At 39.1% G+C, this 23,803-nt stretch carries 22 protein-coding genes; 11 read left to right on the forward strand and 11 right to left on the reverse strand.

Annotated features, from left to right (window positions below; translation table 11 throughout):
* Positions 1-158 precede the first annotated feature (158 nt).
* Positions 159-947: an SPOR domain-containing protein gene (locus FHK88_RS02620; protein ID WP_227429236.1), complete on the forward strand. Its 789-nt coding sequence runs from the start codon at positions 159-161 to the stop codon at positions 945-947.
* A 385-nt stretch (positions 948-1,332) separates the two neighbouring features.
* Positions 1,333-1,941 (forward strand): hypothetical protein, encoded by a 609-nt coding sequence (locus FHK88_RS02625; protein WP_227429237.1) that lies wholly within the window; start codon positions 1,333-1,335, stop codon positions 1,939-1,941.
* A 141-nt stretch (positions 1,942-2,082) separates the two neighbouring features.
* Here the strand turns inward: FHK88_RS02625 and FHK88_RS02630 are convergent, their stop codons facing one another.
* The 3 genes from FHK88_RS02630 to FHK88_RS02640 form a co-directional block, all read right to left on the reverse strand.
* Positions 2,083-3,576 carry a hypothetical protein gene (locus tag FHK88_RS02630; RefSeq protein WP_227429238.1) on the reverse strand — a complete coding sequence of 498 codons (1,494 nt, stop codon included), beginning with the start codon at positions 3,574-3,576 and terminating at the stop codon, positions 2,083-2,085.
* Positions 3,577-3,767: 191 nt separating this feature from the next.
* Positions 3,768-4,352, reverse strand: a complete 585-nt coding sequence (locus tag FHK88_RS02635; RefSeq protein ID WP_227429239.1) for a YqiA/YcfP family alpha/beta fold hydrolase — start codon at positions 4,350-4,352, stop codon at positions 3,768-3,770.
* Positions 4,353-4,413: 61 nt separating this feature from the next.
* Positions 4,414-5,292 carry a hypothetical protein gene (locus FHK88_RS02640; protein ID WP_227429240.1) on the reverse strand — a complete coding sequence of 293 codons (879 nt, stop codon included), beginning with the start codon at positions 5,290-5,292 and terminating at the stop codon, positions 4,414-4,416.
* A gap of 388 nt (positions 5,293-5,680) precedes the next feature.
* Between FHK88_RS02640 and FHK88_RS02645 the strand changes: the two genes are divergently transcribed.
* Entirely contained in the window at positions 5,681-5,980 is a 300-nt protein-coding gene (locus FHK88_RS02645) for a hypothetical protein (RefSeq protein WP_227429241.1), read from the forward strand.
* A gap of 86 nt (positions 5,981-6,066) precedes the next feature.
* Here the strand turns inward: FHK88_RS02645 and FHK88_RS02650 are convergent, their stop codons facing one another.
* The 6 genes from FHK88_RS02650 to gmk form a co-directional block, all read right to left on the reverse strand.
* Entirely contained in the window at positions 6,067-7,020 is a 954-nt protein-coding gene (locus tag FHK88_RS02650; RefSeq protein ID WP_227429242.1) for a DNA cytosine methyltransferase, read from the reverse strand.
* Between the two features lie 66 nt (positions 7,021-7,086).
* Complete coding sequence (locus FHK88_RS02655; protein ID WP_227429243.1) at positions 7,087-9,363, reverse strand: primosomal protein N'; 2,277 nt, start codon at positions 9,361-9,363, stop codon at positions 7,087-7,089.
* A gap of 39 nt (positions 9,364-9,402) precedes the next feature.
* A complete protein-coding gene (locus FHK88_RS02660) occupies positions 9,403-9,798 on the reverse strand; it encodes a Rid family detoxifying hydrolase (RefSeq protein ID WP_227429244.1) in 396 nt (131 codons plus the stop codon).
* A gap of 49 nt (positions 9,799-9,847) precedes the next feature.
* Positions 9,848-12,280, reverse strand: coding sequence for a RelA/SpoT family protein (locus FHK88_RS02665; protein WP_227429245.1), 2,433 nt, complete (start codon positions 12,278-12,280; stop codon positions 9,848-9,850).
* A gap of 1,017 nt (positions 12,281-13,297) precedes the next feature.
* The gene (rpoZ, locus tag FHK88_RS02670) at positions 13,298-13,558 is read right to left on the reverse strand and encodes a DNA-directed RNA polymerase subunit omega (protein ID WP_227429246.1); all 261 of its coding nucleotides are present in this window, start codon (positions 13,556-13,558) and stop codon (positions 13,298-13,300) included.
* A 167-nt stretch (positions 13,559-13,725) separates the two neighbouring features.
* Complete coding sequence (gene gmk, locus FHK88_RS02675; protein ID WP_227429247.1) at positions 13,726-14,340, reverse strand: guanylate kinase; 615 nt, start codon at positions 14,338-14,340, stop codon at positions 13,726-13,728.
* 209 nt (positions 14,341-14,549) lie between these two features.
* Between gmk and ispH the strand changes: the two genes are divergently transcribed.
* From ispH to FHK88_RS02715, 8 genes are all read left to right on the forward strand, one after another.
* On the forward strand, positions 14,550-15,503 hold the full coding sequence (gene ispH, locus FHK88_RS02680) for a 4-hydroxy-3-methylbut-2-enyl diphosphate reductase (RefSeq protein WP_227429248.1): 954 nt from the start codon (positions 14,550-14,552) through the stop codon (positions 15,501-15,503).
* 442 nt (positions 15,504-15,945) lie between these two features.
* A complete protein-coding gene (locus FHK88_RS02685) occupies positions 15,946-16,821 on the forward strand; it encodes a transporter substrate-binding domain-containing protein (RefSeq protein ID WP_227429249.1) in 876 nt (291 codons plus the stop codon).
* Between the two features lie 301 nt (positions 16,822-17,122).
* Complete coding sequence (gene htpG / locus FHK88_RS02690; protein WP_227429250.1) at positions 17,123-19,066, forward strand: molecular chaperone HtpG; 1,944 nt, start codon at positions 17,123-17,125, stop codon at positions 19,064-19,066.
* 249 nt (positions 19,067-19,315) lie between these two features.
* A complete protein-coding gene (locus FHK88_RS02695) occupies positions 19,316-20,743 on the forward strand; it encodes a C13 family peptidase (RefSeq protein ID WP_227429251.1) in 1,428 nt (475 codons plus the stop codon).
* A 172-nt stretch (positions 20,744-20,915) separates the two neighbouring features.
* Positions 20,916-21,617, forward strand: a complete 702-nt coding sequence (gene rpe, locus FHK88_RS02700) for a ribulose-phosphate 3-epimerase (protein ID WP_227429252.1) — start codon at positions 20,916-20,918, stop codon at positions 21,615-21,617.
* A gap of 22 nt (positions 21,618-21,639) precedes the next feature.
* Positions 21,640-21,990 carry a hypothetical protein gene (locus tag FHK88_RS02705; protein WP_227429253.1) on the forward strand — a complete coding sequence of 117 codons (351 nt, stop codon included), beginning with the start codon at positions 21,640-21,642 and terminating at the stop codon, positions 21,988-21,990.
* Between the two features lie 201 nt (positions 21,991-22,191).
* Entirely contained in the window at positions 22,192-22,440 is a 249-nt protein-coding gene (locus tag FHK88_RS02710) for a hypothetical protein (protein WP_227429281.1), read from the forward strand.
* Between the two features lie 150 nt (positions 22,441-22,590).
* Complete coding sequence (locus FHK88_RS02715) at positions 22,591-22,929, forward strand: hypothetical protein (RefSeq protein ID WP_413680428.1); 339 nt, start codon at positions 22,591-22,593, stop codon at positions 22,927-22,929.
* A gap of 134 nt (positions 22,930-23,063) precedes the next feature.
* Here the strand turns inward: FHK88_RS02715 and rpmG are convergent, their stop codons facing one another.
* Both rpmG and rpmB read right to left on the reverse strand, forming a co-directional pair.
* Complete coding sequence (rpmG, locus tag FHK88_RS02720; RefSeq protein WP_227429254.1) at positions 23,064-23,219, reverse strand: 50S ribosomal protein L33; 156 nt, start codon at positions 23,217-23,219, stop codon at positions 23,064-23,066.
* 61 nt (positions 23,220-23,280) lie between these two features.
* Positions 23,281-23,517, reverse strand: coding sequence for a 50S ribosomal protein L28 (rpmB, locus tag FHK88_RS02725; protein WP_227429255.1), 237 nt, complete (start codon positions 23,515-23,517; stop codon positions 23,281-23,283).
* Positions 23,518-23,803: the final 286 nt, after the last annotated feature.

Here is a 23,803-nt window from a genome sequence, read left to right on the forward strand (position 1 = left end):
ATGGCAGTTTTTTCTATGATAATACAGAATCAAGAAAAGTCGTCATGGTTTAGGATATATAGATAACCACTTTATATTCATGTTATTTAGTCTGTGATGACACTTTCAAGATAGTTATTCTTTGTTATGTTGTATGAGCATCGAGGAGAAGTTTGGTAATGTTAGCAAAAAAACCAAAAGGAGCGACCCAAAAGCAGTCAGGTGGTGGTATATCTGGTCTCATTTGGATGTTTGTTGGTGCTGTTTTAACACTGATGATAGGATTGTTTTTGTACCTATGGAATCCATTTGATATGGGGAACTCTGATCCAGTTGCTCCCTCTTCGACTGTGCAACCGAAGGTACAAACAGATACTGACAATCCAGATTATGAGTTTTATGATTTATTGCCAGAGCAACAGATTACTAATATTCCAGATGAAGCCATTATTAACGAACGACCACAGCAAGATAGAGACTATCTAGAAGAAGCCCTCACACCAGATGTTGTGGTGGTAGTGCCAACCCCGACAGATGAAGCACCACGAGAAACAAGAGAGCAAAGTACAGGTGATTTTGAAGTATCAGAAGATACTGTATTAACCACGCCATCTCAGTCACAAAGATCATCTGCAGATAATGAAATTATTGTGGTTGAAGAGGCTGAAACCTATGAGGGCAATACAGCATCAGAGCGAAGCTCTGAGCCAGCGCAAGCAGAACAGCCACGTACCAGCTATATTTTACAGATTAATAGCTTTAGTAATGCAGAAGAAGCAGATCGTCGTCGTGCGCAAGTTCTAATGGCGGGTGTGGATGCGCAAGTAATAAAAAATGAAACGGCAAGTGGGCAGGTAATTTATCAGGTTATCTCTAACCGAATGAATAACCGCCAAAATGTTGTCAGAGCGCAACAACGTTTACAAAATAACGGCATTGATAGTCTGATTGTAGAGCAACGCCGTTAAATATTATTTTTATAATTGAGTCTAGCCTTATTTTAAAATAAGGCTAGATTTTTTTTGTGTAGCATTTTTTGATTTTTATCAAGCCATTACTTATTAAAAAATGGCAATAAATATGATGATTCGTTCTACTGTTTTAAAATCATAAATAAACGGTTAGGCTTTAATCATCAGACATAGGACATAATAAATTTAAGTCTTGTCAACCATGAGAAAACTGCTATAATAATACAGAACCATCGTGGGTTTAATCAAATTTTTAAACGTGTTTTAAAAATAACAACTTCCAGCACGATGTAAAATAACACTGGTAAAGCGTGCCTACCTGATACTCTGACAAGGTTTGCTGTAACGCTTTCTTTATTGTCAGAGTATAAGGAAAATTATCATGACTGCTTACCGAAATCTTTGCCCTTCACAACAGCCTTTGGCTCAACTGCTTTATCATACCATCAAGCAATCTAAATTAAGCTTACAAACCATCGTGCAAAAGATGGGTTATCAACCCAAAAATGTCTTACAAGCCTGTGATAGATTACGTCATGTTATTGGTAGTGACTATCTTGGATTGGATAATAGCTATTATGACTTTCGTTTTAGCTCACTTGAATTTTTGCAAGCCTTATTTAAAGCATTAAATATCCAGCCTGAGCAGTATCAAGATGAGCTAAATAAATTACAAAATCATTTGCAAAGTAAACAACAAGCGATAAAAAATACCCCTAGCTATTTATTACGGGCTGATATAGATTTTGACTTTAGCAATAGTGCCAATAATTGGCTAACCAAAATGGGGGTGGCAAAATTTTATCAATTAACCCTACCTGATGATTTTGCTTATCTTGATAAATTACAACAAGAAAATATGATTACATCATGTATTCAACAACATTATCAGCAATATAAAGATAACTTACCTTATCATGGAATAATCAAAGGCTATCGGCTAATTATTGATGATAATAAGCAAAAAGAAGTCATAAAATATTCAGTATAAAAAATTTTTGCTGAATGTTAATTTACTGAATATTAATAATAGACGATAATAAAAACAGCCATGATTAGATAGCAATCATGGCTGTTTTATTTTTAGTTGTACTTATGAGGATAATCTGCCATATGTTTATAATATATGGCACTAATATATACCGAAATCAGTTTTTCTGTTTGGTGGAGCGTTTAAAATTGCTTCCACATCTATTGAATCTATATAGTCAAGCATCTCATCAAATGACTGTTCCCAAGTTTTAATCGTTTCATCGGTAATGACTTCAGGCTTGAACTCAGGAACGTATTGCTCATGCTCATTGCTAGCTTTCGACCACTCATATTTTCTTTTCTCTCGCCAATTTTTCTTTCTTATTCCATTCACATAACCAAAATATCTGGCTGATATATACTCTTCTTTATATACTGCTATCAGCTCTTTAAAGTTTGGTTGTTGGGTGATTTTAGCTAAAGCGAGCATCATGTGTGGTTCGGCAAGAGACTCAACATAAGAGCTAATCTCACCTGCGGCTATAAGCTTTTGTCGCATTAACTTATTAAGTGCTAGCATGTTTTGTGGTCTTATAAGGTGTCTTTGGTACTCATCATCTATATCCTCAGGGGCTTTATCATAACTTCTTAATAATTTATACAAGCTTTGAGCATCTTGACAGTGCTGCAAAATATGTACAAACATATCTAAAGCTAAGGCGACTTGATATTTTAAATCACTTAGTGATGAGATTGGCATACCTGAATAACTAAAAACCTTCATCATCGTTTCGATGTCTAGGTCTACCGCATGCTCTGTGCCTCTATAAAAGTTCTTCATAGTAATATCAATATATTGATCAAGACCCATAGTACCTGCACAGGTTTTTATAGTACCAGAAGGTATGTCATTGATATAAATTTCTATACTAGAAAAAAAGTCAATTATGACACTTCCATCAGGGGTCTTCTCATGAGTTCGGTTTTTTGCGTTTATCCAAAAAACCACTTGTATTCTTTCATATTCAAAATAATAAGCAGTTTTGCCTACTTTTCTTTTTTGCTTGATGCCTGCCTGTTTAAATCTGTCTTTGATCATGTCATTGACTATTTTGTTTATTTGCGTTTGTGACTCAGGCAAGCTATCGTCGTCAATGGGCGTGGTGGACATGGATGCTTCTTGTTCAAGCTCTGCTAGCTTTTGTTGCCATGTCTGCTCAGTATGGGCGACAAAATCTTGCCAATCTACTTCTTCATCGACGAGTATGACACGACCATCAGGCAAAAAAACGGATTCAAGATTGTTATGCATCACCACTAGGTTATGCTCCCTAGCGACTTTAATGATAGGTGCCGAAAATTCAATGATAAGACCCTCTGGAGCGTAGTCAATTTCAAAAACTGGATAATCCTCGTCTTTGGTTTGTGATACGAGGTCTTGATAGTAGTCAAAGACATCATCGTCACCAAAATAAGGCTTTGCTTGTGCCAAAAATTCTTCTATGGCTTGAGCAACTGCCACAAAAGCTTGTTTTGTCTTTTTATCTGCTGATATACCTTTTTCTTTTATTTGCTCTCTCATGGTAAGGGCTTGCCCATGACTGTTTGGTATGCCTTGCTCGGCAGACCATAGTGATATTCCATCAAAGCTCATAAAAACTCCTAATGATTGCTAATAATTGCGTTTTTTCAATCCTATCATAAAAAACTGCCAAAACCGCATTAAATACAATTGATAATATACAGTCATTTTAAATATTTTAGGTTTAGCTCAAGTTATCACTAAAACCCCTACCAATTTTTGGTTTCTCTTATCAGGCAAACCAGCTTTATCAATAAAATTAATCAATCCTCACCATAAATCTCTGCATCATCAACCCAAATAATTGGGTCATCGCATAAATCATTGAGGTAATACCAAATTTCGTCCGCCCGAGCGATACGGTGGTGACCACCTTGATAATATTCAACTTCCCAACTATCGGGCAAATTGACCAAAGTTTGCTGAGCCACTGCCACATCTAATCGCTCATCATCACTCTCTATCATGACATAGGTTTTTTGTGGATTTGTGGTGTCAAAGGGCAAATCCATATTGGCAACTTCTGGGATACGGTCAGCCAATACCTTGCTAGGGTTGATACAAGGGGCTATCAGCAATGCCCGCAGATTATATTTATGGGCAAAATGATTGGCAAACCAACCACCCAAAGAATGACCCGCTAAGACGACTTGTGGATATTGTGCTATTTTTTGTTTAATTAGTTCATCATAAATGGTAAATATTTCTTTAAGATTTTCTCGATAATTGACGGTTTGACAATATTTAGGCTCACGATTAATACAAGTGTATTTACTGGTTTCATTGCTAGAATCCAAACCATGAAAAAATAATAAAAAGGTATTGTTATTCTCAATGGGTAACATCATAGTTTTTCACCTTTGGTAGTTTTTCAATTCTTTTGCTAGTTTTGTTAAATGGTTTTGTATTTTAGATAGACTGATAAATACTAAATAATTGATAAACTTCTTGGGCTACCTGTTCTGGTATGTGACAACAGTCTTTAAAAAAGTTTTTATCAAATATTTGGCTGATGGTTTTTTTAACAGTGTTAGGGTTGTCTATGATTTGCTGTTTGTGATTTTTAATCAATGCTAAGGCTACCGCTTCTGCTTCTGATGAATATTCGTCCCATGCATGATTAAAATAACACCCCACAGGACCAAAGTCATGACGATAAAAGACATCGGTAATGGCAAGCATAAAGTCAGTTTGTGATGGGCTGTATTTACTTAACCAGTTTTGTTTGCAGTCATGTCGAGTATCGAAAGTTAAGGGCAAAATGGGTCGGTCATTCGGGTCGTTTAGGCGGTCGGCGGATACAATCGTACTGGGCTTACGTAAATCTGACCATAATAATGGACTTGCACCCGATAGTGTCCCATGAATGACATCATTAAACCTCCAAACTCCCCAACGCTCACTGTCAGCACGAGAGATGGTGTAGATGATAAATTGATTAAGTCCATCGCTATCATACATTATATGTTGGCTGGCGATTTTCACACCTTGCATGGGCAATACGTCAGTATATAGTCGGTCGATATGCTCTTGAGCATAGCTGTCAGGACAGATAAATCCATGCGTATCCTTTGCGATTAACTCACAAGGCATAACAAAATCTAAGGTTTCCTCACTGTTATTAACAAAATAAATATCGTCTGTTAGGTTATCAATGGAGATGGTTTGTAAGTAAAATAAGGGTGTTTTGATTTTTGGGGTTGGGTTTTCTAAATGGTTTAATTTAGATAAGTTGGATTGTCCTGACCAAGTTAAGTTATTGATACGGTGTTGAATAAAATTGCTCATTAATTTTCCTCTCATTTTATTTTTTAAAGTAAGGGTTGTAAGGTATAAGTTTTAAGATATGGATTTAAAGGTATGGTGGTTTGGTTTAAGTTAGCCACTTTTTATCATAACCAGTTGTATTTTGGTGAAATTTAAGTTTGATTAAATGTGTTTGATGTTGTGAGTTAAAAAAGTTTAAAAGTAAGATGGTTTGTGGTTGGTGATGTTTTTTATAAAAGGGTTTGTAAAAATAGATGGTTTTGTGAAGTTTGGTAGTTGTTACCTATGTGTTGTTTTATAAGTTCACTATAATAGAGAAAATCCAAAAAAGGAATAACCTGTGATATGGTTTACGACATTAGTTGTCGTGATGTTTTAAGATATAGAATAAAATATATAGGAAATGGCGATGATGGATACAAACTCAAATAACAGCTCTAGCTTGAATCAATCAGTTATGTTGTCCATTATTGTGAGAGCTATTGGGCGGATAATAATTAGTGTGCTGATTGCCACTTTTGGATTTTATTTGGCATTTATGTCCACAGTTGGACCAACCATTGCCCCAGAGGTGTGGGACGGTGATTTGGATATGTTAATACGATTAAGTGTTTTGGGGCTTGGGTTTTTAACCATGATTGGGGCAGTAGTTTGGTTGATTTTTCCTGTGGCGAAACGGGTATTTGCTATGCTGAATAAGTCGTTGTAATTTTATGATGGTATGTTGATGTTATTGTTAGTTAAGACAGTGGTTAAGGTGGTTTGGTATCACTATCATCAATGTGGTTAATGTGGCTAAATCAATGCCAAAATACCCTCAGCAATCCTTTTTATCAATGGTACAGTAACAGAGTTACCTGCCTGCATATATAGTTTACTCATCGCCATATTCTCAGGCAAGATAAAATCTTTGGGGTATCCTTGAAATAAAAAACACTCTCTTGGGGTTAGTTTACGAATACCATAATTGTCTTTAATTAAAGGCACATTATGCCCACCTGTTCCCATATTAGCTGTTAGGGTAGGGCAGACATTATTTTTATTTTCACGGACATACACCCGTCGCCATTGATATAAGGTATCTTGACTGGTCATATTTTTGATAAGTTCAGGATAGTATTTATGGGTTTTTGCATAATAAAACTTATCCTCTTTTTTATCATCAATATTGATAATATCATGAATGGTTTTTTTAAGGGTTATTGGTTCTGGAAATTGAAAATCTTGATGGTTTTTGACACTTTTAGGGTCAAAGGCGACAATAAATATTCGCTCTCGATTTTGTGGAATATTGGCATATTCCATGGTGTTTAATACTTGATAATAAACTTTATAGCCAAGCTTTGCTTCTAAGGTCGATAAAATCACTTTAAAAGTATTGCCTTTATCATGCCCGACTAAGTTTTTGACATTTTCTAAAAAGACAACTTTGGGGCGGTGTTTGGTAATGATTTGTTCAATATCAAAAAACAATGTACCACGAGTATCTGCAAAGCCTTTTTGATAGCCTGCGATAGAAAATGCTTGGCAAGGAAAGCCTGCACATAAAATATCAAAGTTATCTGGGATTTGTTGTTTGATGTCATCTTGAGTGATGTCGCCTTTGGGCTGTATGCCGTGATTTTGTTCATAGGTATGGCAGGCATTAGGTTCAATTTCACTGGCAAATACACATTGCCCGCCCAAGCTCTCTAATGCCAAATGAAAGCCACCAACACCTGCAAATAAATCAATAAAGGTAAAAGCCACGCCTACTGCCCCGTTGTTTGTTTCAGTTGTGTTCAGTTGATAAAGCGGGGTATTTTAACACACTAGCTACCAACCCACAGGGTCAATATCTAAGGTGAGTTTTAGATATTTTGCCGAAGGTAGTTGCAACACTTGCTCCCACCATTGTTGCAGGATTTGATGTAGGTGAGGGCGGTTTTTGCTCAGTAGTAATATCTGAGCGTGATAACGGCTGTTTTTTTTGTGCATTGGTGCATCAATAGGTCCTAACACTGCTAGCTCGTTTGGTGTGGGCAAAATAGCCAACGCATCTTTTAATGCCTGATTGGTACGCTCACTGGTTTTGCCCTCACAGCGAATCAGAGCTGCATGCGTGTAGGGCGGCAAACCCATGACTTGGCGTTCGTGTAGTAGCTGATGGGCAAAGGCAAGATAGCCATCTTTGACCAGTTTTAGTAGTAATGGATTGTCAGGTTGCACCGTTTGGATAAGCACCTTTCCTGCTTTATCGCCCCGTCCAGCCCGACCAGCCACTTGAATAATAAGTTGGGCAGTATGCTCAGGCGAACGAAAATCTGCTGACAAAAAACCTCTATCTGCATTGGGCAACACGACTAGGGTGACATTGGGAAAGTGGTGACCTTTGGCAACCATTTGTGTGCCAACCAAAATAGCAGGCTTGCCTTGATTAATCCGCCGATAGATATCTTCCCAACTGTCTTTACGGCGGGTGGTATCGCGGTCAATTTGGATAATGGGGTAGGTGGTTTTACTGGTCTGCGGATTGGAAAAAATAGCGTGTAGGCTTTCGCTCAGCCGTGTCGTTCCCATGCCCACAGGGTCAATATTTTGGCTACCACAATCAGGGCAAGCTTTTGGAATATGTGCCTGCCAGTCGCAATGATGGCATTTAAGATAAGAAGGTTTGTGCTGCTCAAGTTGGCTATGATGGACGGTCAAATGTGCCTCACAGCGTGGACAGTCTGCCTGCCAACCACATGCCCCACACAATAGCACAGGGGCATAACCTCGCCGATTTAAAAACACCAAAACTTGCTCACCTGCCTCTAATGTCTGTCGAATGGCGTTGATGGTGTCAGAGGTGAGTCCTGTATTTTGTGGTTGTCCATCTGGCTGTTGGCTGTATTCAGTGGGTTTGTCACGAGCATCCACCAGTTGTAGATTGGCGGTGGTGGCGTGTCCTGCTCGTTTAGTCAGTTGCAGTTCGGTCAGCTTGCCATCAGTGACCAATTTAAGCTGTTCTAGGGATGGCGTTGCCGTTCCTAATACCACTGCTATTCCTAACTGATAACCTCGATACAGTGCCACATCTGCCGCTTGATAGCGTAGGGTATCTTGCTGTTTGTAGGATAAATCATGTGCCTCATCGACAATAATTAAGCCCAGATTGGCAAAGGGATACAGTAAGGTTGAGCGAGTACCGATGACGATTTGAGCATGACCTTGACGGCAATCTTGCCAGCCTTGCATACGTTGGCTGTTATTTAACCCTGAATGTAGCAACAAAATATTGGCAGCAAAGCGACTGGCAAAGCGGGCTTTGGTTTGCGGTGTTAGCCCAATCTCTGGCACTAATACCAAAACTTGTTTGCCTGCCTCAAGCACAGGTTGCATGGCTTGCAGATATACTTCAGTTTTACCACTGCCAGTGACCCCATTGAGCAAAAAGCCTTGATATTGGTTTTGCTCACAGGCATGATGAATTTGCTGGACGGCAACTTGTTGCTCATCGTTTAAATCTAAGGGTAGTTTTGCCAAACTCACAGGCAGTGGGGCAGGTTTTTGTTCAAAATAATGCTCAATTAAGCCATTATCCTCAAGGCGTTTTAAAAAGGGACGCTCCATGCCTTCCATCAGCAAAATATCTTCACTTGCCCCATTTTTACCATGTAGCTTGAGCATGGCAAACTGCTGTTTTTGTTTTTTGGCATTACTATGAAAATCATCTTCAGTGACGTTAGGCAATACTCGCCAATGGCGAATCAGCAAATCCAGTGGTTTGCCTTGACGGATAAGGGTGGGTAGCATGACTGCCAGCACATCACCAAGCGGGTAATGGTAATAACGGGCAAGCCATCGGGCAAGATTAAGCATTGGCTCATCAAGTAACGGCTCATCATCAAGGACTTTTTTTATCGGTTTGAGTTTGCTAGGGTCAATGGGACAATCACTAGCATTGATATGAGCGACCACAATACCGATAAGCGTTTGTCGCCCGAATGACACTTGCACTCGACTACCTATTGGCGGTAGAGGGGCGTTGTTAGAGCTGGAAGAATGTGCGGGGGGAAGGTAATCAAACACCCGATAAAGCGGCACAGGTAGGGCAACACTGACAAGCATTATCGGGTTTCCTTAGACTATTTGTTTAATGAAATAAATTTAACCTTCTAGCACCATAATGGCTTCAATCTCTACCACTGCCCCTTTAGGTAGGGCTGCGACTTGTACGGCAGCGCGGGCAGGGTAGGGCTCTTGCAGACGTGCGACAAATACTTCATTTAAGGCAGCAAAGTCATTTAGGTCGGTTAAATAGACGTTAAATTTGACCACATCTTTAATTGAGCCACCAGCCGCTTGGCAGACTGCTTCGATATTATCAAAGACTTGCTTTGCTTGTGCGTTAAAGCCATCTTGTAGCTCCATCGTAGCAGGGTCTAGTCCAATTTGTCCTGATAAATAAACGGTATGACCACTGCCATTGCTGACTTTGACGGCTTGTGAATATGTGCCAACAGCAGCAGGGGCATTATCGGTATGTATGACTTCACGTGACATAAAAATTTTCCTTGTTAAGTTATTAAGTTTATAAGTTTAAATGATTAAATTAAGAAGCAGATGGACTGTCAGCTTCAGGTTTACTATTGGCTTTAACCTCACCTTTATTTTCAGGCTTGCCACCTTTGTTTTTATCAGCATTTCTGTCAGGGTCATCGTATTGATATAAGCGGGCGACGTTTGGGAAACCCAGATGTGGACGCAAGGCTCGGATACCCTCTGATAAGTGGTTGCGACTGCGTACTACCACATGAATGATGGTATCGCTGGTGCGCACATTGACCTTTTTTACCCCAATATTGACTTGGCGTAGCTCATAAATGGCTTGGCTAACTTGCTCTTCAGTTAGTGCTAAATTAAGCTTTAGATAAACGGTAAAGTGCGCTCGGTCACTGGGGTGCTTGATACGGCTATTAATGGTTTCTTCATCAAGCCAGTGTAGTTGAAACAACTGGTAAGGGGAAAAATCACGAATATTATCCAAAGAATAGCATTTATGACGGTGTAATACCAAGCCATCACGTGATAAATGCCCCATGATTGGGTCGCCGTATATGGGGTTACAGCACTTGGCAAAGTCAATCTCAAGCCCTGCCATATCTGCTAATAGTTGCTGAGGCAGTTGCATACCTTGTGCTTGAGCATTAGCCTGTTTTAGGGCAATTTCTTCACTAAATAAACGTGAAACGACCAGCTGTGGCAATAATGAACCGGCACTGATTTGTTCAAATAAGGCATTTTTATCATCAATATTGCGCCAAGTGAGTAGGCTTTGCCAATCTTCATCCGTTAGGTCGGTTAATGACTTGTCATAGGTTTTTAATGCCCTATCTAAGGCTTGCATACCATGTTGACGTTGCTCATCATTAGATAAATCTTTCAGCCAGTGGCGTAGTTGACGACGGGCTTTGTTGGTCACTACAAAGCCTAACCATTCAGCTTTAGGTTTTGCTGACTTATCGACTTCAATCTCTACCGTTTGACCATTTTTAACCACGGTTCCCAGTTTGGCAGGCTTATTATCAATATTAGCCCCTACCGCAATGTTACCAACCATTGGACCGACGGCATAGGCAAAGTCTAACGCAGTTGCCCCTCGTGGTAGCTCATATGCCCGACCTTGTGGACTATAACAAAGGATTTTGCGCTCGTTTAGGTAGCTTAATAGGTTTTCAATCACATCCACTGTTGAGGAAGGGTCTTCATCATCAATATCTGAGTAACGGTTGATGATGTCTTTCATATTACGTAGTGATGCTTGAATCACTGACTGGCTAACCTCTGAAGCATGCTCTGCACCAATGACCCCTAAACGTGCGGCTGCTTGCATTTTTTGGGTTAAAATAGTGACTTTGATGGTATCATTTTCATTTTCATAGGTCAGTGTCATTGACTGATTACCACCAGGACGTGGACGGCGGATATTGTCCTCAATATGCTCATCATCAATCTGATAGCGCTGTTTAAGGTATTCTAATAGCTTGTAACAATCATCTGTATTATCAAGTACAATTTCAAAGGCATATTGGCGTAGTAAGGTGTTCATTTCACCACGATTGCGAAAGAATTGCCGATACATATTGACCTTGTTATCTAACACTCGTACATGCCCAGTTAGTTTTAGCTTATCGAGTAGATGCGTTAAATAGCGCTGTATGGCATCTTTTTGAAAATTACGTCCCAGCCCTTGCTGTAACAGTTTATCTGACATTTTGGTATACATCACAGGGTCTTGGTTGCGATAACACAGTACTTCAATATAGTCAGCAATGTCATTTAGCCCCATGATACGAGCAAATGGCACATAAAACTGTAGTGTCTCTTTGGCGGTGGCTTTTTGTTTTTCAGGGCGTACCGCATCAAGGGTCGACATATTGTGCAGGCGGTCAGCTAGTTTGACAATCAATACGCGTGGGTCATCAAGGGTAGCGGTTAAAATTTTATGAAAAGTTGCTGATTTATTTTGTTGTTTGTTGTGTTTTGAGGATTTAAGCTTAGTGACACCATCGACCAATCGTGCCACCACTTCACCATAACGTGTCACCAAATCCTCATGAGTGACTTCCGTATCTTCTACCGTATCATGCAAAATCGCAGCAATGATGGTATCTCGGTCAAGGTGAAAGCCTGCTAAAATCTCAGCCACAGCGATGGGGTGGGTAATGTATGGTTCACCTGATTTGCGTTTATCTTTGATATGAGCGATATCACCAAATTGGCAGGCATCAATCACATCTTGATATTCTTTTGGGCTTAGATAAGCTACAGCACGGAGTAGGTTGAGTCGAGCCTCATCGACTAAATGATGGCTAAGTTTTGGTAGCTGAGCAAGCTCAGTTGCTGTCAGCCCTCGTTGAGGGCGTTTGGCATTATTTGTGATGACTGTATCTGCACCCTCTGTAGAGCTGTCATTACTAGATGGCTGTATAAGCTTAGCAGAAGGTGTGGGTTTGTTTGTCGAGTCAGTTGGTGGCTTAAACATGGCTAAACTGTCCTAATATTCTAGATTGTTTGGTAAAGGATGTGACAATGCGCCACTGGATTCCTTACCATAACAGTATTAATTTTTGGTAAAAAGTGATATCAATAATTAAAAAACCATGCTATTAATAAAGCTGAATTACTGTGGTGATGTGGTAATAAATACTTCAAAACACTTGACCATACTATCTATCTACAGATGTTACTTTGATAAATTCAGCGAGTGCTATTTATAATTCAAAATAGTTAATTAATAAGCACGTTTTTATTAGGGTTTGTTGAGTAGTCATCTTCATAGGAAAAATTTAGTCAATTTTTACATGAAAGTATAAAATAGCTGTATTCCTTGTAGATACTAGCCTAATGGGATAAATGCTCAACAGACCCTAGATTGAATAAAAAGTTATGCTCACTGCTTATCTAGGTTGTTTATTTCTGGTGCTTATTTATCTAATATCAGATTTATAGCATGCAACAGAACACCTTTATTAAAATAAGTAGTGTCAAAAAAGTCGCTTAGGTATGTAACCAATGGTAACAAACATAAGCGACAAGAATGATTGATAGCAATCAGTCGGTTAAATTGCATAAACTTAATAATTTGCATATTCATCATCTACAAATGAAAAAAATCATGCACCAATGCCAAAATAATAGACATCTGTGTCATGAGTTTTATTCCTATGCTCTTCTAATTAATCCTAAAATCCTGCTTGTGTCAACCCCAAATAACCATAATAATATATTTTTATAAAAAAATAGACAAAAAGACATTTTTTGTGGTTATCTGGCGTATTTTGAAGATTTCATTTACAAAATAGATGAAGATGTCAACGATTAGACGTAAAAAAGCCACAATAAGTGGTTTCTTATTGTGGCTTTTGTTATCAACATGATGATAGACGTGGCATGTTAAAAATCAGACAAAGTTGATTTGTAATAACAGTAGTTTATTGACAGTAAGCTATTAACTAAAGCATTAACTAAAAAGAGCCAGTCTTTTTTGCATCAGGCAACTTTAGAATCCATGTCCACTGCTTAGAGCCAAGTCTAAAGAGTTGGTCGTAAAATGATGCTCAGGTTGCTCTAAAATATCACTGGTGATATGTCCAGCTGCGATTTCACGAAGCGCCAAAACAGTGGGTTTATCATTATCAACCTCAACGGTTGGCTCAGCGATGCCTTTGGCGAGTTGATGGGCGCGTTTGCTAGCGACCAAAATCAACTCAAAGCGATTTTCAACATTATCTAAGCAATCTTCTACAGTGACACGTGCCATACTAACCTCTATTAATGAAACTTGATTTTTCTCTGTCTTAATATGAGCAGTGATAAAAATAAATAGTGACTGACCCGATTAAGAAGAAAATAAGAATAACTGCCTATTATACCAAAAATAGCGGAGAAAAACTGCTATAAAACTGACTATACAGGGCGATTGTATGCCTAGTTGGATAATAGTGCAGCAATGGTATTCTCAAAGCGTTGTTGTTGGCGTGCTAGCGTTTGACGCTTGGCGATGATAATGGACTTTAACTCTGCCAATGCCACATCAAAGTTATCATTCACCACCACATAATCAAAGTGAACATATTGGCGCATTTCATCCACAGCACCTGCAAGCCGACGCTCAATAACTTCGGTGCTATCTTGCCCGCGTGTCGATAAGCGTTGACGTAGGCTGGCTAAACTGGGCGGTAGAATAAAAATCATGGTGACATCATCAAAAATCTCTTTCACCTGTAGAGCGCCTTGCCAGTCAATTTCCAAAATAACATCTAGCCCAGCATTAAGCTGTTTGTTGACGCTTTCTTGCGATGTGCCATAGTAGTTGCCAAAAACTTCTGCATGCTCTAAAAATTGTCCCGCTTGAATGCCTGAAACAAAGTTGGCAACATCGGTAAAGTGGTAATGCTGTCCATCAACTTCACCAGTACGTGGCTGGCGAGTGGTATGCGAGACACTGACGGCAAGCTCATTAGTGGTGGCAATAAGCTGTTTTACCAGTGAGGTTTTTCCGGTTCCTGAAGCAGCAGTGATAATAAAAAGTGACCCAGTCATCGTGTTATCCTAATGGGTGAGTGATATTTGTAAAATTATGGTAAAGTGTGGGCATAAATATTACGTTATAATGGCACGTTGAATGTGCTGTACGCTTATTTTCACGACTTTTCCATGCTTTATATTGATATTAGGTATTATCATCAATATAAAATCGTTGAGTCATTATTGACCAGTTTTCGCTAAATTATCTATTGATAGGCATCTTTATGCAAATATATCTTGCCAATCCTCGTGGGTTTTGTGCGGGCGTTGACCGTGCCATCGCCATTGTAAACGAGGCGTTAGCCCGATTTCCACCACCAATTTATGTTCGCCATGAGGTCGTACATAATAAGTTTGTTGTGTCTGACTTAGCAAGACGTGGTGCTGTTTTTGTCGAAGAGTTAGATGAAGTGCCAGATGGTGCAATTGTTATTTTCTCAGCACATGGGGTGTCAAAAGCTGTTGAAGAAGAAGCAGAACGTCGAGATTTAACGGTATTTGATGCCACTTGTCCTTTGGTAACAAAGGTTCATATTGAAGTCTCAAAGTTTGCCAAAGATGGTATGGATGCCATTTTAATTGGTCATGCTGGACATCCTGAAGTAGAAGGTACAATGGGACGCTTTAACCGCAGTCATGGTGGACAGATTCACTTGGTCGAAAATGAACATGACGTTGCTAATCTAAGTATTCGAGACCCACAACGACTGGCGTTTGTTACTCAGACAACCTTATCTATGGATGATACGGCTGTTGTTATTGATGCCCTACGGGAAAAGTTTCCAGAAATTAAAGGGCCACGCAAAGATGACATTTGCTATGCCACTCAAAATCGCCAAGATGCGGTTAAGGATTTGGCTGAGCGTTGTGAAGTAGTGCTGGTAGTTGGCTCTCCCAACTCATCTAACTCCAATCGTTTGCGTGAGTTGGCGGAACGTATGGGCTGTCGTGCCTTTTTGATTGATAATGCTGGTGAAATGAAGCAGTCCTGGTTTACGGATGTTAAGCATGTGGGTGTGACAGCAGGGGCATCTGCCCCTGAAGTTCTAATTCAGGACGTTTTACAGCAGTTGCAAGAGTGGGGTGGACAGCTTCCTAGCGAGCTAGAAGGTATCGAAGAGAATGTGACTTTTAGCTTACCCAAGGCGTTACGTATTCCTGTAGAGCAGGTCTCGTAGAGTCAACTAGTCTTTGTAGTTTTGCTTAGTATGTCGTTATAGTATTTATGCTCCTTTTTATAAAATAAAAAGGAGCTTTTTTTATGTATATTTACTTATAAAATAGGTTGCTATTCATTTTCATTATGTTATTTTAAGTCATGTATGAACTGTTTATATTGGTAATTTCTTGCAAGTTTGTTGCAGTAAAATAGTGAAGCTATCACCTTTATTTTTATAAGTATTCTTTTGCTGGTTACTATCTTTATGACTATAGGTCTAAGCTTGTTATAAAAGTAGTTGGTGGTTCGCTAAGTTTATTGGTAACAAACGGATATTGCGTTCATTGTATTAGCGGTTCATCTATATGTTAAATCATAAGCATATTAAATCATAAACTTTATAAACTGTAAGTGTGACGTGTTAATCATTAACTAATGATCCTAAGTTTAGGGAGATGAGTATGAACCATAAATGGAAAGTATTGGCAATATCGGCGTTATTGGGATTGGCAGGGTGTAATCAATCTCCAGAACCAGCAGAAACGGCAAACGCAGTAGCAGTAAGCGACAGTTCAGAATCTACAGAGGTGGAAGCGCCTGTCAGTACCTTACCTGCAGATGCACCTGTTTATATTGTAGGAACGATTTCTTCATTTCCTCCTTTTGTATTAAGTGATGAATATGGAAAGCCGAAGGGATTTGATATTGATATTATTAAAGCCATCGGTGAAAAAGAAGGATTTGCTGTTCAAGTGATTATCTCTCCTTGGCAGGGGTTACTGGATATGCTCAATAGTGATGAGCGAGATATTATTGCAACAGGTGTGGTTATCAATCCTGAGCGTGAGCAAAAGTATGATTTTTCAGACCCATATTTAGATACTCAGTGGATGGGGATTTTACAAGAGAATCCTAGCGCAGGTAGACCAAAGTACGATAACTTTGCAGAGGCAGTACAGCAAAGCACTAAATTTACCACACAAGCAGAGTCCGCTGGTGTACCAGCATTAGAACAGTTATTGGCAGGACGTACAGATGCGAAAATTATTGAAGTAGACAGTCAGTTTATGGAGCTAGAGAAAGTCGTTCGTAATGAAGCAGATATGGCGTATGATATCTCACGAGTTCTACAGTATTATAGTAATCAGATGGGTGATTACAACTTATATGGTCTTGTCAATCCAGACTCACAAGTAGAATATTTTGGTTATGCTGTCAAAAAAGGACGGGATGATGACCTTCTACAAAAAATTAATAGTGGATTGAAAAAAATCAAGGCAGATGGTACTTATGATAAAATTTATACTAAATGGTTTGGGGAAGCGCCTACGAATTAATTAAAGTGTTTATTCAAGTCGCTATGTTATCCAGTTAAATGATTAAGTGACATAGTAATGTAATCAACTAAAATACTAACCAAATTAATAGATATCATGATTTTATCAATTAAGCCTGCTATTACAGCAGGCTTTTTTATAGATAATCAAATATTATTAGCAACAGTGCTTGAAAATTATCATAAGCGCCCATATTTGTTCACTCAGTAGACTGCTTTACTCATCATAGTATTATGTTGAGTTAACAAATGCAGTCATAGAAAATGAACCGTTTAACGATGAATAAAGGATTGAGAAACTTATGAGTGATAACAATCAACCACAAAAGCACGTCTTTGAAGCTGAAGTCGCACAGCTACTACATTTAGTGACCCATTCTTTATATTCTAATGCTGACATTTTTGTGCGTGAGCTGGTCTCTAATGCCTCAGATGCGTGTGACAAATTGCGTTTTGAAGCAACCAGTGATGACAGTCTTTATGAAGGGGATGCTGAATTACGTATTCGCATTGATATTGATAAAGAAGCCAAAACCATCACCTTTACTGACAATGGTATTGGTATGAATACCCAAGATGCCATTGAAAACTTAGGTACCATTGCCAAATCAGGAACCAAAGCCTTTTTGGAAAAGCTATCAGATGCACAAAAGCAAGATGGCAACTTGATTGGACAGTTTGGCGTGGGCTTTTACTCAGGTTTTATTGTTGCTGACACCATTACTGTAGAGTCACGTAAAGCTGGTGAGTCAGCCGAGCAGGGCGTACGCTGGGTATCAGACGGTACAGGTGCATTCACCACTGAAAGTATCAACAAAGACACTCGCGGTACCAGCATTACTTTGCACCTAAAAGAAGAATATAGCGAAGGTGAAAGTGACTATCTTGACCGCAATAAAATCAAGCGTTTGGTTAATAAATACTCTGACCATATCAGCTTACCGATTCAAATGCGTAAAGAAGTCTGGCAAGAAGATGTTGTTGAAGATGGTGAAGAAAGCGATACACCGGCTGGTGGCGAAATGGTCGTCACTGATGAGTGGGAAACCATCAACAAAGCCAGTGCATTATGGACACGTAGTCCATCTGAGATTGACGATGAAGAATACATCGACTTTTATAAAAACATTACCTATGACTTTGATGAGCCATTAACATGGACGCACAATCGTGTCGAAGGTCGAGTGCAGTATACTCAGCTACTTTATATTCCTAAAAAAGCACCTTTTGACCTTTATGCCCGTGAACAACAACGTGGTCTAAAACTATATGTGAAGCGTGTCTTTATCATGGATGATGCTGAGCAGTTACTACCAATGTACCTACGCTTTGTTAAAGGAGTGATTGACTCTGCTGACTTGCCACTAAATGTCAGCCGTGAGCTACTGCAAGAAAGCCGTGATGTAAAATCTATCCGTGATGGTAATGCTCGCCGAGTCTTAACCTTGTTGGCTAGCTTGGCAAACAGTGAAGACAGCGAAAAGCAAGATAAATATAAACAGTTTTATGCTGAATTTGGTGATGTCATCAAAGAAGGTCTTGGTGAAGACATGAATAACCAAGAGCGTATCGCTAAGCTGTTGCGTTATACCACCAGTACACATGAAGGTGTGGAAACCAGCTTTGCTGACTATAAAGAGCGTATGAAAGAAGGTCAAAAAGCCATCTACTATCTAACGGCTGAAAACTTAGCTTCTGCAAAAAATAGCCCTCAACTTGAGCTATTTAAGAAAAAAGGCATCGAAGTTATCTTAATGACCAGTCGTGTTGATGAGTGGGCGATGAATTTCTTAACTGAATTTGACGGTACACCACTACAAAATATCGCTAAAGGTGCGGTGGACTTGGGTGACCTACAAGATGAAGAAGAGAAAAAAGAAGCTGAAAAAGCACAAGAAACCCTAAAACCTGTGGTTGATAAACTAAAAACCACATTGGGTGAACGTGCCAAAGATGTGAAAGTGTCCACACGTTTGGTTGATAGCCCTGCTTGTTTGGTAGTGGGTGATGGTGAGCTGACCCCACAGATGGTACAAATGCTTAAACAAATGGGACAGCCTGTGCCTGATGTGAAGCCTACTTTAGAAATCAACCCAACCCATCCGCTGATTCAAAAGCTAGAAAATAGTGAGCAGTTCGATGACTTGGCACAAGTGATTTTTGACCAAGCATTATTGGCAGATGGTGGTCAGCTTGAAGACCCATCAGCGTATCTAAAACGAGTTAATGAGTTATTAATGAAATAATTTAACTTACTGTTTTTTTGATAGTAATAATGTGATAAAAAAGGGACTTATGATAAGTCCCTTTTTTTTATTTTATGTTGTGATTGATTCGGTAAGATTTAGTCAAAGGCTTGTGTATTAAGGGTATATGCTCTATAACCGTTACAAATTCTAATTATTAAGTGCTGAAATAATCCGTTACTATATCTATAGTAGCGTATGACCTTTTATTCCCTTTTTTTGACCTATGACTGATAGAGGTGTGTCCAGTTGTCCCTAGCATCACTCAAAGTCCCTTCTTTACAGCGCTTTCCATTGAACTTTGCTGCCAACCTTATAGCCGCCTTATGGATGCTAGTTGGCTCTACACGTGCTTTTGCATGGGTAAAGCCCACCTTTTTACAGTTTTTAATTTTCTCTGTACTGGCATTAGCAAGTAATACCTTATTTTCATGGTTAGCGGCTGATTATGGCAGTGTGTTTAATGAGCAAGGACTAGTCAGTTACTTAATATGGCCGATTATTGCTGTACTGGCTGGTATCATTTTGGCACGCCGTTCGGGAAACTATGCCTTACTGTTTGTTCCTGCGGTATTATGGCTGACAGCCGATACCATGTTAGCCTTGCTCCAAAGTTTGATTCAGTTTTTGGGAACGAGAGGATGGTTACCGTTATGGAGCTATTCATTATTACCAACTGTTTTTCTACTATTATTTTTATGGCAGACCGTAGCGTTGTTATGGATATTTGCACGCAAACTGCGAACGCCATGGTGGGAGCGTCTTTTAGTTTTAATTGGTGCAGTGGCACTATTAACAATGTGGCAAAAAAATGTCGCTGATCAGCCCATATTTAAAGCTGTACCCAGTATGCCTGTATTAGAAGAGTCTGCATTTTATGCTCAGCCTATTTTATTATCCAATGCGCTTAATGCCATACAACAAAACCGTATGGGAGAGACAGATTGGTTTTTTATGGGGGTAGCGGGCTATGCAGGGCAAAATGTATTTCGTTCAGAAATAGATGAAGTTCGGCAGTTATTTGATGTGCGTTTTAAAACAAAAGGGCATTCACTAAGTTTAATTAATAATACCTATAGTTGGAATGAACAACCCATTGCTACCAAGACCAGTATTGCTCAAGGATTAAAACGTATTGGACAAAGAATGAACCCTGATGAAGATGTATTGTTTATGGCATTGTCTTCACATGGTGATATTGGTGCCTTGCAGTTAGATAATCCACCCATGGCATTAGAATATATTGACCCAAAATGGTTGCGTCAGACATTAGATGACTCAGGTATTCGCTGGCGAGTGATTGTTATCTCAGCGTGTTATTCAGGCTCATTTATTAATGAATTGGCGTCACCAACAACGGTTGTTATTACTGCTTCAGCAAGTGATAAGACCTCTTTTGGTTGTAGCAATGAAGCGGATTTAACTTATTTTGGTCGGGCATTTTTCGCTGAAAGTCTGCGTAATAATAACAGCTTAGAATCAGCATTTTTAGAAGCCAAACAACGCATAGCTGAGCGTGAATCAGCCATGGGATTTGATGCTTCAGAGCCACAAATGGTGATTGGTGAGCTCATGGAAGTTGCATTACCTGAGTTTGAGCAAACATTATTTGAGCAGAATCAGCCTGAGTCAATCAGCATTAACATTCCAGCAGATGTCTTATTAACACCGCCCTAGTATCTGAGTAGTCTGAGTAGAAGGTGGGTAAGTGACCTTTTAAAACCTGTACTAATGAGAGTATAATCCTAACATATAGCCATCAAACACATAAATCATATATTAAACTTGAATTTTGAGTTTAATAATGGTTAATGTCTAGCCAATTTATTAAAATTATAGGTAATGCCTTATGACATCACAGTCTTGCACCAAAGATTACTTAATTGCACCTTCTATTTTATCTGCTGATTTTGCTCGTTTGGGTGAAGAAGTAGAAAATGTCTTAAAAGCAGGGGCAGATGTGGTACATTTTGATGTGATGGATAACCATTATGTACCAAACTTAACCTTTGGTAGCATGATTTGTAAAGCATTACGTGATTATGGCATCACTGCACCAATAGATGTGCATCTAATGGTTAGCCCTGTTGATGGTATGATTGAGCAATTTTTAGAGGCGGGTGCAAGTATCATTACTTTTCACCCTGAAGCGACCCAACATGTTGACCGCTCATTACAACTAATTAAAGATGGCGGGGCAGAGTGTGGTTTGGTACTAAATCCAGCGACACCATTGCACTATTTGGACTATGTCATGGATAAAGTTGACCAGATTTTGTTGATGAGTGTCAATCCAGGCTTTGGTGGACAGTCTTTTATTGATACTACTTTGGATAAAATTCGAGAAGTAAGACGGCGTATAGATGCTACTGGGCGAGCCATCCGTTTAGAGGTTGATGGTGGTATCAAAACAAATAATATTCGAGCTGTCGCAGAAGCAGGTGCAGATATGTTTGTGGCTGGGTCAGCTATTTTTAACCAAGATGACTATCAAGCAGTCATTACAGCCATGCGAGAAGAATTAAAGTTGGTTGGTTGTCAGTCAGCATAATTGTGAAGTGGTAGATAGTTATATGCAATCTTCAAAAGATATCACCAATAATCCTGCACAACAGCTCAAAACGAGCAAAAAAGTGAGCCTTGTTCCTAAAGGGATTACCATTGGCTTGGCGATAGCAACTTTGTGTTTAAGCTCAGCAATTTATATCTTTCGTCTGATATTGGGTGATGATCCTAATACAGTGATACGTCATGCACTTATCATCGTGCCTCTTTTTACATTGGGTGTACCTTTAGTATTTTGGTTAGGTGCATTAGTGATGAATAAGTTTAAAGGGATGAATATTCAAACCCGAAATGCGCTCACATTGGGCTGGTTAATGGCTTGTGTTGGTCTATTATGGCTAATGGGTGCTTATAGCTAGGGGTTGTTAAATATTCAGCTCATTGGGCTAATATCTACAAAGGATACAGCCATCTTTTGTTTTTATATAAAAACTGGCTGAACTTGCCTTATTCTGCGTTATGCCAAATGGTGATGCAACTTTCTCATAGGAACAAGCGTGTCTATATTCTCTCCTGATTCTGATTATTATATCTTTCCCAAAGACTTGCCCAGACCTTTGATGTTAAGCTTGATTTTTGCTTGTGTATTATTGGGGCTAGCATCTTTGCGTCATGGTCATGACTGGCAAAATTGGCTTAATGTTATCGAAAATTGGTTGTTGATGTTATTGATATTTCCAACCGCAACAGCAACGGTGGCCTTGCCTCTAAAATATCGTGACCCCAGTTTTGAGTTAAAACAAGCTTATTATCTAGGAATGTTTGTGGCACTCTTATTTACCTTAGCAAAGTTACGCTATTGGCGCTAGATATCAAAGCTAAATATAAAATAAACTGATTATTTTATATACCATAAGAAGCTAGAAAGGGCTTGAAGTTTGCTGTCATTGCCATCATTGTTATACATCAATACATATTTTTAGTAAAGATGACTAAGAATAGGCTGAAGAGGACGTAATATGACGCATGAACATGACCAAGAGATAAATGAGGCAGTTGAGCTAGAAGCAGAATCAGATACTAAAGGTAAAAACAAAAAGTTTTCTAGTTTTGGCAAAGAAACCATGTTAGAGCTGGTTGAGCTGGAAGGTGGTAAACTGGTCTTACGTGATGTCAATAGTAAACAAGACCCTTTAGTAACCATTGATTTCGCTGATAAAATCTATGATGTACTTGGCAAAGATGCTCAGTTTATTGGGCAACATATGATTCATGCCGCCATTCAGGTCATCATGCATAAGCAAATGAGTCAATGGCATGCACATGTTTATGATGAAGAGCCAAAGCACTATAGCTAAAGTGAAGTTGGTTAGGTTAATAGTGGGTAAATAGTACAAAAACCAATTCATACTTCATTGATATACTATATAAAAAAGGGATTATCTGATGATAATCCCTTTTTTTGATGCTGAATAGATGCTAAGAAATCAACTTACTTGATTTTAGCTTCTTTAAATACAACATGCTGGCGAATTTTAGGATCAAACTTTTTGATTTCCATTTTGCCTGGCATGGTGCGTTTATTTTTGGTCGTGGTATAGAAATAACCAGTTCCAGCAGTTGAGACTAATTTGATTTTATCTCTCATGATAATCTTCCTTCAGTAGATGGCTTATTAAGATAGCAGTGGTGACTATAGTATGTCAGTATTAAACTTTTTGACCCTGCGCACGCAAATCAGCCAATACTTTATCAATACCGTGCTTGTCGATAATACGCATACCTTTAGAAGAGACACGAAGACGAACAAAACGGTTTTCTGACTCTACCCAGAAGCGATGGTTGTGAAGGTTTGGTTGGAAGCGGCGACGGGTTTTGTTGTTCGCGTGCGAAACATTGTTACCCACCATTGGGCGCTTTCCAGTCACTTGGCAAACTCGAGACATGGCGAACTCCTCATATATTAGTAAGACATGTGCATAAAGCGCATTTTATCTTACTTATCCATAGTATCAACTCATACACTGTGGAATGGACACAATGAGGTCAAACTTGGATAAATATTGTTAATGGTAATTTGGCGGCCGCCTATCTTTACGCCACAACGAAAAGTAGCAGACCCACAAGAAAATTTAAAGCGCATATTTATACCATAAGATGCCAAATAACACAACTAAAAATTGATAATACCCTTTGAAATTACTGGTCAATGTATTGGAGTTTGGATGTAAC

This window comes from Psychrobacter sp. I-STPA6b (assembly GCF_020662265.1).
Taxonomy (GTDB): Bacteria; Pseudomonadota; Gammaproteobacteria; order Pseudomonadales; family Moraxellaceae; genus Psychrobacter.